Origin of the sequence: Fibrisoma montanum (assembly GCF_003583365.1) — a bacterium.
GTDB lineage: Bacteria > Bacteroidota > Bacteroidia > Cytophagales > Spirosomataceae > Fibrisoma > Fibrisoma montanum.
Genome location: NZ_QXED01000003.1, coordinates 738241 through 751923 on the forward strand (window position 1 = coordinate 738241; position 13683 = coordinate 751923).

The 13683-nt window shown below is 53.4% G+C and carries 11 protein-coding genes; 4 read left to right on the forward strand and 7 right to left on the reverse strand.

The window, feature by feature from the left end; genetic code table 11:
- Positions 1–150: 150 nt before the first annotated feature.
- The 4 genes from DYU11_RS13105 to DYU11_RS13120 all read left to right on the forward strand — a co-directional run bounded on the left by DYU11_RS13105 (position 151) and on the right by DYU11_RS13120 (position 6790).
- The gene (locus tag DYU11_RS13105) at positions 151–1428 is read left to right on the forward strand and encodes a TolC family protein (RefSeq protein WP_119668111.1); all 1278 of its coding nucleotides are present in this window, start codon (positions 151–153) and stop codon (positions 1426–1428) included.
- A gap of 22 nt (positions 1429–1450) precedes the next feature.
- Positions 1451–2563 carry an efflux RND transporter periplasmic adaptor subunit gene (locus DYU11_RS13110; RefSeq protein ID WP_119668112.1) on the forward strand — a complete coding sequence of 371 codons (1113 nt, stop codon included), beginning with the start codon at positions 1451–1453 and terminating at the stop codon, positions 2561–2563.
- Between the two features lie 129 nt (positions 2564–2692).
- Positions 2693–5842, forward strand: a complete 3150-nt coding sequence (locus DYU11_RS13115; protein ID WP_119668113.1) for an efflux RND transporter permease subunit — start codon at positions 2693–2695, stop codon at positions 5840–5842.
- A 210-nt stretch (positions 5843–6052) separates the two neighbouring features.
- Entirely contained in the window at positions 6053–6790 is a 738-nt protein-coding gene (locus tag DYU11_RS13120) for an MBL fold metallo-hydrolase (protein WP_119668114.1), read from the forward strand.
- A 55-nt stretch (positions 6791–6845) separates the two neighbouring features.
- On the opposite strand, the gene DYU11_RS13125 is transcribed toward DYU11_RS13120, so the two are convergent.
- The 7 genes from DYU11_RS13125 to DYU11_RS13160 all read right to left on the reverse strand — a co-directional run bounded on the left by DYU11_RS13125 (position 6846) and on the right by DYU11_RS13160 (position 13613).
- Complete coding sequence (locus DYU11_RS13125) at positions 6846–7808, reverse strand: CvpA family protein (RefSeq protein WP_119668115.1); 963 nt, start codon at positions 7806–7808, stop codon at positions 6846–6848.
- A gap of 1311 nt (positions 7809–9119) precedes the next feature.
- Entirely contained in the window at positions 9120–10028 is a 909-nt protein-coding gene (locus DYU11_RS13135; RefSeq protein WP_119668117.1) for a helix-turn-helix domain-containing protein, read from the reverse strand.
- A gap of 13 nt (positions 10029–10041) precedes the next feature.
- The gene (locus DYU11_RS13140; RefSeq protein ID WP_229365814.1) at positions 10042–10386 is read right to left on the reverse strand and encodes a hypothetical protein; all 345 of its coding nucleotides are present in this window, start codon (positions 10384–10386) and stop codon (positions 10042–10044) included.
- 2 nt (positions 10387–10388) lie between these two features.
- On the reverse strand, positions 10389–11171 hold the full coding sequence (locus DYU11_RS13145) for an SDR family oxidoreductase (protein WP_119668119.1): 783 nt from the start codon (positions 11169–11171) through the stop codon (positions 10389–10391).
- A 133-nt stretch (positions 11172–11304) separates the two neighbouring features.
- Positions 11305–11982, reverse strand: a complete 678-nt coding sequence (locus DYU11_RS13150) for a helix-hairpin-helix domain-containing protein (RefSeq protein WP_119668120.1) — start codon at positions 11980–11982, stop codon at positions 11305–11307.
- Positions 11983–12003: 21 nt separating this feature from the next.
- Positions 12004–12492: a helix-hairpin-helix domain-containing protein gene (locus DYU11_RS13155; protein ID WP_119668121.1), complete on the reverse strand. Its 489-nt coding sequence runs from the start codon at positions 12490–12492 to the stop codon at positions 12004–12006.
- 113 nt (positions 12493–12605) lie between these two features.
- Positions 12606–13613: an OmpA family protein gene (locus tag DYU11_RS13160; RefSeq protein ID WP_119668122.1), complete on the reverse strand. Its 1008-nt coding sequence runs from the start codon at positions 13611–13613 to the stop codon at positions 12606–12608.
- Positions 13614–13683: the final 70 nt, after the last annotated feature.

Genomic DNA, 13683 nt, shown 5'->3' on the forward strand with positions numbered 1-13683 from the left:
CCCTTTCGTTTCTCTCCGCTGTCAATTGGCCCGTCAGCTTGTCCGGTTGACCCGCCAGAGTGCCCGTTTCAGTTGAATTATACCCCCACCCACTCGTCAGCCGGCTACTTTTGATTCATCGCTTAGGGAATACCTGTCTTTTACCCAGCCATGAAACAACTAGTAACGGGGCTCATGCTTATCCTGACCATCGGGCTGAGCCACGCCCAACCGACCACTGACACACTGCAGATGACGCTTCCTCAGGCCGAGGATCTGTTTCATCAACATAACCTGTCGCTACTGGCGACCCGACTGGGTATTGATGAATACCGGGCGTATCAGGCACAGGCCAGGCTCTTTGCTAATCCAGCAATCTACATTGAGCAGATGCCTTATAACCAGCAATCGCGCGAGTTCATGCCACTGGCACAAAGCAATTCCGAGCAGGTTATACAGGTGCAGCAACTGATTCTGCTGGCGGGAAAGCGGAACAAACAGATGGCTTTGGCCGCAACAAACACCCAACTGGCCGCCGATCGGTACGAAGACCTGATACGCACGCTGGTTTATCAACTACGTAGCACGTTCTACGAACTGCATTCTCTGCGGGAGTCCCTCCAGGTATATGACCAGGAAATCGGCACCCTAAACCAGACAGTAACCCTCTACCAGCAGCAGTATGACAAAGGCAACGTACCGCTGAAAGACCTGGCCCGGCTGAAAGCGTACCTGTTCAACCTTTCCACCGAACGGCAGCAACGGCTCGCTCAGATTGCCGACGATCAATCGAACTTGGCCGTATTACTCAACGAGCCCCCAACGCTGGTTATCCAGCCCGTACTGACTGACACAGACCTGTCGATGGAGCGAAATCCGGCCCGGTTGACGCTTGACAGTCTTCTGGCCAAAGCCGACCGCAACCGCCCCGACTTACAGGCCTACCGCCACCAGGCTAAAAGCGAGCAGCAAAACCTGGCACTACAAAAAGCCCTGGCTGTATCGGACCTCACGCTGCAAGGCACCTACGACCGGAACGCCGGCTATATTCCCAACTACTTTGGCGTAGGTGTTGGTGCATCACTGCCATTTTTCAACAAGAATCAGGGCAACATCCAGGCCGCCCGCATCCGGACTAAAAGCAGCCAGCAGGCCACGTCAGCGTACGAACTTCAGATAGAAGGCGAAGTGCAAAGCTCGCTGCTCAAAGCCCGCCAGGCCGACCAGCTCTACCGTACGTTCGATCAGCATTTTAATGCCGATTTCGGCCGATTGATCGATGGCGTAACGCTCAACTACCGTAAGCAAAACATTGATGTCGTGGAGTTTATCGATTTTTTCGACGCTTACAAAAACAACCAGATTCAGTACATCCAATTACAAAATGACCGGCTACAACGGCTCGAAGAGCTGAACCTGGCCGTCGGCACCAACGCCTTCAGCAACTAACCAAACCGGATTCAACGCGATCATGAGCACAATAAAACATACGTGGCGGGCACTGCCCTTCGTCGGGCTGCTGGGCATCCTGCTGGCTGGCGGTTTAGCTGGGTGCCAGTCTGAAGCGTCATCTACCGACAGTACGTCGGCAGCGAACAAACCCGTTGACCTGCTGGCTTCGGCCAGGTTTGACACCGCCCGGTTGACAACCGTCACAAACGAGCTGAACTTGACGGGTAAAATCACCTTCAACCAGGACAAAGTTGTGAAGGTGTTCCCGCTGGTCGGCGGACACATTGAAGCTGTTAAAGCTGAATTGGGCGCGTATGTGCAGGCGGGTCAGGTGCTGGCCATCATCCGGTCGGGTGAGATGGCCGACGTAGAGCAGCAGGCCATTGCCGCCAAGGGACAACTGGCGGTAGCGCACAAAACCATGCAGGTAACCGAAGACATGGCGCAGGGTGGGCTGGCCTCGCAGCGCGATTTAGTGGCAGCTCGTGAGCAGCTACAGGCGGCCAAGGGCGAGCTTAATCGTGTCAACGAACGCCGAAGCATTCTGGGAAGCAAAGGCTCATCGGTTTACCTGGTCAAAGCACCCGTCAGCGGATTTGTGGTGGAGAAAAGCGCGGCACAAGGCATGGAACTCCGCTCCGACGACCCGGAAAACCTGTTTACCATCTCCAACCTTGACCACGTCTGGGTAATGGCTAACGTCTATGAATCGGACCTGGCCAACGTCCACGAAGGCGATAAGGCGCGTATCTCAACCCTTTCGTACCCCGACAAGGTCTTTTCCGGCCGAATCGATAAAGTGTTCAACGTACTTGACCCCGACAGTAAGACCGAGAAAGTCCGGATTACGCTGGCCAACGCTGATAACAGCCTCAAGCCCGAGATGTTCGCTAACGTGACCGTCGAGTACGCCGGGCACGATCAGCGGGTAGCCATTCCGTCGAATGCAGTCGTATTCGACCAGAGCCGCAACTTCGTAGTGGTTGTCAATGCCCAGCATCATCCGGTCGTACGGGAGATTGACATTTTCAAGACCGCCGGAACTACAACTTACCTCAACGGCGGCCTCAACCCCGGCGATCGCGTTGTGACGGAAAACCAACTGCTGATCTATAACGCACTGGGAAATTAAAGAGTGAAACAGCGAACCGCCGAGAACGAGAATGTTTAGCAGAGCGGCTATTCACTCCGCTTCGGCGATGGTCCACCATTGCAGTCCAATTTCACTCATTCACTCTTTCGCTCTTTGAAAGAAAAGGTCATGAACAAATTCATCAAAAGCATACTCACGTTCTCGCTGAAGAACAAGTTCTTCGTTTTCTTCCTGACGGCTCTGACGGTGGTGGCGGGCTACATCAGCTACCAGAACACGCCGATCGAAGCGTTTCCGGACGTAACCAACACGCGTATCACGATCATTACGCAGTGGCCGGGCCGCTCAGCTGAGGAAGTAGAGAAGTTTGTTACGATTCCGGTCGAGATTGGCCTGAACTCCGTACAGAAGAAGACGGACATTCGCTCCACTACGTTGTTTGGCCTATCAGTGGTCAACGTCATGTTCGACGACGGTGTCGACGACGCCTTCGCCCGCCAGCAGGTCAATAACCTGCTCGGCAACGTTGACCTGCCCGAAGGCATCAAGCCCGAAGTGCAGCCCCCTTACGGCCCAACCGGCGAAATCTTCCGCTACACCCTGGATTCGCCAACGCGCACGGTCCGCGAACTGAAAACAGTGCAGGACTGGGTGATTGACCGCCAATTGAAAAGCGTACCGGGCGTCGCCGACGTAGTGAGCTTCGGTGGCGAGGCTAAAACTTACGAAATCACCGTTGATCCGCGTCGGCTCGCCGACTACGACATTACGCCCCTGCAACTGTACCAGGCAGTGGCCAGTTCCAACGTCAACGTTGGGGGCGACGTGATCGAGAAAAACTCCGAGGCCTACGTGGTACGCGGTATTGGTCTCCTCAAAAACCAGCAGGACATTCAGAATATCGTCATCAAGAACGTGAAGGGAACGCCCATCATGGTGCGCAACGTAGCGCAGGTGTCGGAGTCGGCCTTACCGCGGCTGGGGCAGGCTGGCCGCGACCAGCAGAACGACGTGGTGGAAGGGGTTGTAGTTATGCGCAAGGGCGAAAACCCCAGTGAGGTGATCGAGCGCGTAAAGGCGAAGATCGACGAACTGAACACCACCATTTTGCCGTCGGATGTGAAGATTAATACGTTTTACAACCGCGAAACGCTGATTCACTTCGCTACGCATACGGTCACCCACAACCTGATTGAAGGCATCGTGTTCGTAACGGTGATCGTGTTCCTGTTCATGGCCGACTGGCGGACGACGATTACCGTATCGATCGTCATCCCGCTGGCCCTGCTGTTCGCGTTTATCTGCCTGCGGCTAAAAGGTATGTCGGCCAACCTGCTGTCGATGGGGGCCATTGACTTTGGGATTATCGTCGACGGCGCTGTGGTGATGGTCGAAGGTATTTTCGTTACGCTTGACGAACTGGCCCACCGCGAAGGCATGGCAAAATTCAATCGGCTGGCCAAACTCGGCATCCTGCGTAAAACCGGCACCGAAATGGGTAAAGCCATCTTCTTTTCCAAAGCTATCATCATCACGTGTCTGATCCCGATTTTTTCGTTCCAGAAGGTTGAAGGCAAGATGTTTTCACCCCTGGCGTGGACACTCGGCTTTGCCCTGCTGGGTGCGCTCCTCTTCACGCTGACGCTCGTACCAGTACTGGCCAGTATTCTGATGAAAAAGAACGTCCGTGAAAAGCATAATGTCTTTGTCGAATTCCTGACGAAGCGGACAATGGGGGCATTCTCGTTCACGTTTGCCCACAAAAAACTGAGCCTGCTTGTAGCTGCGGTAGTAGTGGTAATTGGGCTGGCCGGCTTCAACCTGCTGGGTACCGAATTCCTGCCTGAACTGAATGAAGGGTCAATCTACGTGCGGGCGTCTATGCCGATGAGTATTTCGCTGCCCGAGTCAGTACGGCTCACGACGCAGATGCGGCATATTTTTGAAGAGTTTCCCGAAGTGAAGGGCGTTATCTCGCAGACCGGCCGACCCAACGACGGCACCGACCCGACGGGCTTCTACAACGTGGAGTTTCTGGTCGATATTTATCCGAAAGATGAGTGGGCCGAACGCCGGGGCGGGCACGACATCACCAAGCAGGAGTTAATAGCGCAGATGCAGGATAAACTCAAGATCTTCCCCGGCGTAGATTTCGGGTTCTCGCAGCCGATCATGGACAACGTAGCCGAAGCGGTGTCGGGCGTGAAAGGGTCAATTGCGGTTAAAATTTATGGAAACGATTTAACAATTCTGGCAGACAAAGCCAGTCAGGTAGACAAGCAACTGTCCACGGTAGCCGGAATCGAAGACCTCGGCGTTATCAAAAATATTGGTCAGCCCGAAATGCGCGTCGAATTGGACGAGTACAAGCTGGCGGTGTATGGCGTCAACAAAGCCGATGCACAGGCGGTGATTGAAATGGCGATTGGCGGAAAAGCGGCCACGCAGATTTACGAAGGTGAGCGCAAATTTGACCTTCGTATCCGGTACGAGCCGCAATTCCGTAAAACGGAAACCGAGATCGCCAACCTGATGGTACCCACCCAGAACGGAACGCAGATTCCGATAAAGGAAATTGCCCGGGTGTACACCCAGACCGGACCGGTGCTGATTTTCCGGGAAGGAAGTCAGCGGTTCACCGCGGTTAAGTTTTCGGTACGGGGCCGCGACATGGGCAGCGCCATTGCCGAAGCGCAGAAGAAAGTAAATGAGGCTGTCAAACTACCGTCGGGCTACACCATGAAGTGGGCGGGCGATTTCGAAAACCAGCAACGCGCCACCAAGCGGCTGGGTCAGGTAGTACCCGTGAGCTTGCTGATGATTTTCTTTATTCTGTTCGTGCTCTTCGGCAACGTTAAAGACGCCGGGCTGGTGCTGTTCAACGTACCATTCGCGATTATCGGCGGCATCGCGGCTCTGCTCATTACGCACGTCAACTTCAGCATCTCGGCCGGCATCGGGTTTATCGCGCTCTTCGGAATCTGTATCCAGAATGGAGTTATTCTAATCTCGGTCTTTAAGAAGAATCTGAAAAACCGGCTCTCGCTCGATCAGGCGATCATGCAGGGAGTGCTGTCGCGGGTACGGCCGGTGGTTATGACAGCCATGATGGCGGCCATCGGCCTGATTCCGGCGGCTGTGTCGACAGGCATTGGGTCGGAAACCTCAAAACCACTGGCCATTGTAGTGATTGGCGGTCTGATTACCGCTACGTTGCTCACACTGTTGATTTTTCCACTGATCTTCTACGGCTTCTACAAGGGAAAGGTACAGGAGCAGCCCACCAATTCGCAGGAAGAAGAACTGGTCGAAGCGTAACGATCGAGGTCTCTGTTGCTCCCAAACGTGCTCAGCTTTACCGAGCACGTTTGGTTTTCTAATCCGTTACACATACGCCCATCCGGACGAGCTAACGCGAAGTGTACACTGTCACCTCAACGAAATAGCCGTACCGTGAGCGTAGGGACACCTACGCTGTATTTCCACTCACATTAGGTTTGTATTTTTGCGCAAACGTTCCTTACTAAAATGAACATGACCTGGCACTGCCTTGACGTTCCTTTTACCTTCAACGGCATCAACGATACATTGCATCCGGTCATCCTGCGTAACCAGCGCGAAACGCTGGTAATCGACTGTGGGTACGCAGGATTTATGCCCCGGTTCGAAACCGCGGCCAATCGGCATGGTCTGTCGCTGGCCGATCTTACAGGCGTCATCATTTCCCACCACGACATCGACCACGTCGGTGGCCTGTATGAACTTAAACAGCAGTATCCTTCGCTAAAAGTCTACGCATCGCCCGTTGAAGCCGCTTCCATTACGGGGCAGGTTAAATCGGCCCGGCTACTGCAGGCGGAAAACTTGTTTCCTTCTTTACCCGACGATCAAAAACCAGGCGCCCTGGCTTTTCAGCAACGGTTAAGCAGCATTCGGCCGGTACACGTTGACGCTATGCTATCCTCCGGCGATCAGTCGGCAATCTGGGACGATGTTCAAATCATTGACACCCCAGGTCATACCCCTGGACACATTTCGGTGTATCTGCCCAGTTCCCGAACCCTGATTGCCTGCGATGCGCTGGTGGTCGAAAACGGTGCGTTCAACCTTGCCAATCCCCACTTTGCAATTGACCTGAAGCAGGCCGTGGACTCGGTCAGAACATTGCAGTCGTTGACCATTGACCGGGTTATCTGCTATCATGGAGGCCTAATGGAAGGGGCTGTCCAGCAAAAACTAGCTGAACTCCTTTCCCGCTATACGTAAGAACACCTGACCTCGATCCTGATCCGCCCGGCTTAGCCAGTGCGGAGAACGGGAATCAGTTCCGGAAGTTCTGCGTGACCATCAGCCCGTGCATTCCCCCATCGAGGATACCGATGCCGACCCGCCCGAATGCCGGTTGCAGAATGTTGGCCCGGTGGCCGGGTGAGTTCATCAGGCCGGTATGCGCAATGTTGACCGTCTGCGCCAGGGCCAGGTTTTCGCCCGCCGACCGAAACCGTACCTGAGCCGCCCGGATGCGGTCGAAGGGATCGTTACCATCAGGCGTAACGTGCGAAAAATAGCCATGGGCAAACATATCACGGGAGTGGTTTCGGGCCACTTCGGCCAGTTCGGGATCGGCTTTGAGCGGTCCCAGCCCCTCTTTTGCCCGTTCCTCATTGATGAGTTCAAGCATCCGGGCTTCCAGGTCGGGCCGGGGCCGGGCATCGGTGACGGTGAATGGCAGCGTAATCGACTTGTCCGACGACGGCTCCACCATCATGTTGTTCATCGACCGGCCAATAGCTTCCTCAAACACCGGTGCCAGCTTCTGTTCGAGCCACTCGACGGGCTGCGACAGGCGACTGGCCAGTATGCTGTTGCGACTGCTGGTGGTTAGCCCCTCGGAAAGCGGCAGCGCCATCAGTAACGCTCCGGCAAACGACGCGTAGATGACACCCATAATAAACCCGGGAATCATTCCCAAAAACCGATTGGCACCGTGGACATGCGCTTTGATCGGTACATCCCGCAGCAACCGATTGGCAATGGTCGATATCCCGAATCGGACCAGCATTAACGTAATCAGAAACGAAACGGGCAAATTCCAGACGCCCAAAGCAGGAACGTACTCGCTCAGCAGCGCAGCGAGGTATTGATACAGGGCGAGCGCGATCAGCAGTCCGGCAATTAAGGATAGTAATTGAATACTTCCCAGAATAAAGCCCCTCTGCCATCCGCTCCAGACCGACAGCAACACAATGAAAAGAAGGAGTACGTCAATGATTGTCAACTGCATAGCTGCCGGTTCGCTTGGGTAGTTCCCGAAAGAAACTACTACGTCTTAAAAGCACTTCCCTTGCCTGGCTGGCAGACACAGGATATCGATGAGCGACACGCTCAATAGTCAGCATCTTCGGCTACTGTCAGGCATCACGATACACTGAAACACTGTGCCTGAAGCGCTGATTATAACCGTTCCTAAACGCAAACCCACCGCAGGTTAACTACTTGCCGCGCGAGTCGGTTCAGGGACTTTTTTTGGCTCTCGAACCAACACCCGCTGCGTGCCGGTATGGTTTTCCAGTGTATGTCAACCCAATAAACTACTTAATTTATGCGTCTTCTTCCACTCCTATTGATAACGAGCCAATTCCTGATGTTCATCAGTTGTTCCAGTTCAAACAAAGAAGAGCCTGTTCCAGTCAATCCCGGAGGTCGTTTACTCTCCCGTAGTTATGAAGCAGATAACACGACTGATTATTACATCTACGAAAACGAACGGGTTGTTCGGGTAGAACGAAAAAATAATAAAACGGGCGACTTGCAATCAACCTCCGTATTGACGTACTCACCATCAGGAAACGTTATTGCTGTGCATCGAAACACCTCAGCCAAATCGCTGCTGGTGTATCTGGCCGAGTATGATGGTCAAGACCGACTGAGCAAAGTAACGTTTGACTTAAATCCGGAAAGTGTCGCGCAAGTGTATTCGTATACGTATAATTCAACTGGTCTTGTTACTCAGTACAAGTACCACATTGAGAACCCAGCAGTCCCAGACCAGGTGCGCCAACCTATTATCAGGTTACCTATAATCCAGATAACTCAATACGTACAATTTCCAGGCAGGACAATAGTTCCTTGTCGTTTAGTCTGTGGATGACCTTTTTTTACGAAGATTCCTACAATGCGTATTACCGTCTTGCCCTGCCCGCTTACTTTTCATACGCCAATGCTTTTGTCTTGTTTTTCCCGATCAGGAATATTGCCAAGTTCACTCACCCGTATTCGGTCAACGGGAAAACGGTGGAATCTACGGGAGCATTCAAGTATGAGTATGATGCCAAAGGAAGGGTTATTTCTTCGCAAATAGCTCTGTATGCCGACGGGGAGACACCACGCTTCGGTGGTAAAAGTGTATATACCTATCAGGATTAGTAGGCAGTTTATAATATTGATTAGCTAACACATTATGATCTTTTTTTGTCATCCTGACGCCAGGACCGGGCCGCCGGGATGACAAAAATGCTAAAGAGTCATGTGTAACTCACGGTACATATGATAGCCTCCCGTAAACCATCTAACGGCTAAACCAGGGCTCGCGCTGTCAGTTGAACGAGGCTCTGAATTCCAGCGGGCTCTGGTTGGTCTTGGCTTTGAACAGCTTACTAAACGACTGTGAATGCTCAAAGCCCAGATCATACGCAATCTCGCTGACGGACATTTCCGTCGTTGATAGTTTTTCCTTGGCTTTATCAATCAGCTTTTCGTGAATAAGCTGCTGCGTCGTTTGCCCCGTGAGCTGCTTTAATAAACTGCTCAGGTATTTGGTGGAAACGTTCAGCGTTTCGGCAATATGCTGAACTGTAGGAAGCCCCCTGGAAAGTAAATCATCTTCGTTGAAGTAATCCGTCAGCATATCGTCTACCCGTTCCAGCAATTTACTACTGGTGATCTTGCGGGTAATGAACTGACGTTCATAAAACCGCTGGGCGTAGGTGAATAGAACCTCCAGATGGGCAACGATGACGTCCTGGCTGAATTTATCAATATTGGCCCGGTACTCGTGCCGGATGGTGTCAACGATGCCGTTGATAATCGTTTCTTCTTTGTCGGAGAGGAACAACGCTTCGTGGGCAGAATACCCAAAATAGTCGTACTGCTTGATCTTTCGGGCGAGTGACGTATTCCACAAAAAATCGGGGTGAATAAACAGCATCCAGCCCTCGAGCGTATGCGGTACTCCATTCTCTTCGCCCCGCAGAATCTGGCCGGGGGCCATAAACGCCATCAGCCCCTCATCGAAATCGTATTTCTGCTGGCCGTAGTGCAGTTTGTCGCACCCTCTCTTCAGCGACACGACATACAGATCAAACATAACGGCATTGACATCCGGATCCGCTTTCAGGTCTTTCAGGTCGATAATGCCGATGAGGGGATGATGGGGCTTGCCAAGCCCCATCATCCGGTGTAATTGCGTGATGGATTCGATTCGGTACGGTTTCGACGTTGCCATGAGCAAAAGCGGGTTAAAATTTAAACGGGTACGTCAACCCAATCAGGACCAGCGGCAGGGCGAGAAACGGAATTTCGATTAACGCCATGCTTACATTGCCCGCTCGTAACGATAGAGCCATGATCAGAACAATGGTCATCGCGTTCAGCACATTACTGATGAAAAAGGTTTGCGGAAAAAGCAGCAGCAAGCCAACAACGATGGAAAATACGCCAAAAAACGGCAGGGCGGCTTTACTAATGCCCAGGTCCGCCATCATTTTTGCCTGCTCGACATTGGCGGGCTGGAAGGCATCCCAGCCGTGTTTAAGGCTTAAAAATGCGGATACCAGCAGTAAAATAATGCTTATGACCTTCATGATTATCCAACGGTTTGAAGCTTCTTGATTGCTTTAAATTCTCCGTGCGCAAAATTCAGTAAAACATTGGGCATCAGTCTGCTCGCCGTTTGTACAACCCGTATCATGAATGGCTTAAGTTCTTTCTTGTCTTTCCGAAGTCCATCTACGGCTACTTTCACCATTTTGTCAACCTCCATCATCATGTTGTCGTCTGGTTTTTTTACCCAGTCATTCTGCAAATTGGTCTTTACCCCGGGCGGAATCATTTCAAAGACTTTTACCTGAGTGTTTTCTAATTGCAAACGTAGTGCTTGCGTGTAGGCACGTACCCCCGCTTTGGTTGCACTATAAATGGGTGCAGCCGAATAAGGCATAAAGGCTATGCCCGAGGAGACATTAATGATAGCGGCTGATTGTTGTTTTAACAGATGGGGCAGGAACCGATGCACCATCTGGACTGTCCCGGACAGGTTGGTGGCAATTTCGCGATTGATGTCCTCTATATCCAACGAGTCATCCTGTAAGTCAATCAGCCGCATCAGCCCGGCATTGTTGATCAGGATATTGAGGCCGGGAAACTGCTGCGTGACATCTTTATACAATTGCTCGATGTCTTTCGGCTTGCTCACATCGCTCTGGAAGAGGTGAACGGCCGGAAACTGCTCTTTTGTCTGGCGTAAGGCGTCACGGTTACGCCCTGTCACGATGATGGTCGCGCCTTGTTCGCTAAGTTGTTTGACAAGCTCTAAACCAATTCCGCTGGTTCCGCCTGTAATCAGGATGGTGCTGTTTGCTAGGTTCATTGTTTTCGTTTTTTGTTGCTACAAAGTTCAGCAGCAGTCAAAAAACGGATGTAGCCAAAAGTCGCGACGTTGTAGTGAAAACGGATGGTGTTTCATTTCGGGCGTCCGATCCGGCCTGCTCATGGCTACAACACTAGCTTCGCGCACCGTATTTGCGTTCGTGGAACGACTTTGCCTGTCCTACCCAATTGTCGCGTTCGATGCGACCGGGGAAAAATTCGATGATTTCATTCACCTTGATGATATCCTCCTGCGTAAAGTTGGCTACCTGCCGGAAGGTATAAATTCCCAGACTATGCAGCTTGCGTTCCAGAAAAGGCCCCACCCCTACGATGTCTTTCAGATCATCGGCCTCGGCGGCCGTAGCGCGGCCGATCCGGTCAAAATTCAGTTCATGCGCCCGGGCGGCAATCCGGTTCAATACGGCCGCTTCGGAATTGCCGGCCGCTCCGGTTGTCATGATGGGAACGGGGGCAGCACTCGCCACCGACGGAATCGGCTGATCGGCTACCGGATGCGGAGTAGCATCGCCGTTGAGAGCAGGCAGCAGTGGGTCCGCTTCGACATAGGCCGGTATTACCAGCGTCGGTTCGGGAGCGGAGGCTGGTTTGTCAACTGCCGGACTTAGTCCTTTTGCCTGCCGGCACGCTTCCAGTTCGGCTTCCTTTTGCCGGATCGACTGGCGCAGCCGACTGACGCGGCCATTGAGCAGGAGTCGGCCCAGCACCCAGCCGACGAAGGCTGCCAGCAGCAACAGCAACAAGATTTCAGTGAGGGCCGTGAGTGGGTTGAGCGGATCTAATCCAAACATAGTATCGATGGGTTAAGAAACTCAGTGGGTTCTACGATGCAATTCGGCAGCCTGCCCTACCCAGTCGTCGCGCTCAATGCGACCGGGGAAAAATTCAATAATATCGTTCACCGTATCAATGTCCTGCTGGTTGAAATTAGCGATTTGCCGAAAGGTATAGATGCCCGCTGCATTTAGTTTGCGTTCTAGAAAGGGCCCGATGCCGACAATCAGTTTGAGGTTATCAGCGCTCGACGGCGACGCCAGCCCAATCCGGTCGAAGTTCAGTTCGCCGGCGCGGGCCCGGATGCGGGCCAGAATCAGCGACTCATCATTGCCGGCCACCGACACCGGCATCCGTTGGCAGTCGTCCAGCCTCCGTTCCGTATTGACCAGGGTCGTTTCCAGTTGCCGGACAAATTCCTGGCGGGATACGTACCCGATGATGAAGCCCAGCGCACCGGCTACAAACAGCATGATCCACTGCTGCAGCTGCGCGTCGGGCAGGTTAAGGGGATTCATGTCAAACATAGGTGTATGCGTTTTCAGTGTTTTGTTTTCAGTGGTTCGGTTTGCGGGACCGGGTAACGGCTCCGGTTGGTCCTGAGGGCGCAGACCCGGTAAGCCGACAACTAAACCCCGGTTTATTTAACCACAACCGACACCCGGCGATTGGCCCGGCGTCCTTCGCGGGTTTCGTTCGACGCTTTCGGGTCGGCTTCGCCTTTGGCGATTACCTCAATTTGACCGGCATCGATCCCGGCCCTGCGTAACCGGGCTTTGACGGTGTTGGCCCGATCGCGCGACAGACGCTGGTTTACATCGTCAGGGCCGGCGCTGTCGGTATACCCCGTAACTACCAGCCGCTTATCCTTGTGCTCGGCGAGGTACGCGGCCGCTTCCTTAAAAAATTTCTGGGTTTCGTCGGTGCGGATAAAGTTCGCTTCAGCCAGCGGAAAATACAGGTCAATCGGTTCAAAGACCGACGTGAATTTTTCGGCTTTGGCCAGCCCTTCTTCCGTTTTTGGCAACAATGCGGTTTCTTCTGCCGATAGGGGCGCGGCTACGGATGTCGATGCCGGTACGGTAGCCGTCGTATCGGGCGCAGCCGGTTTTGGCTCCGCCGGAGCCGGTTCGCCGGTGCCAAAGGCAAAAGCCAGTCCATCAACGAGCGAGTCGCCGTCGAAGGTCAGGTCGTTTTGTACGCGCCCCTGGGTTGCCAGCGAAGCCGTCGGAACCCCTTGCCCAACCAGATACTGCTTCAGGGCTTCGGCCCTGGCCAGACCCAGGTTGTCGAAGCTGGTTGGATTGGTTTCGGTCAGATCGTAGTACCCGGTGATGGTCAGCGTTCGGCCGGGGTTTGCTTTCAGGTACGTCACCAGCGAGTCGAGGGTACCACCCAGCCCGTTCAGGCCGGCATTCGCGCCCGAGCGGGGAAACTGAATCGTACCAGGAAACGCCTGGCGAAACCGATCGCCATCCGAGATCGTCAGGGTGGGCGTTTGGGCGGGCGTATCGGCGGTTGACTGTGCGTTGGTATCGGCGGTCGCAAACTCGGGGCAGAGCTGCTTGATTTTGCAGACGTGCCACCAGGTCGATCCGGCCATCCAAAGCACCAGCAGAATAATCCAGGGAGTTTTATTGGTCAACATAGCAGGTTAAGGATTGTGGGTTAACTCCGCATTTGGGGCTCTGCCGGGGGAGCGTTAACCAAAAAGGCTG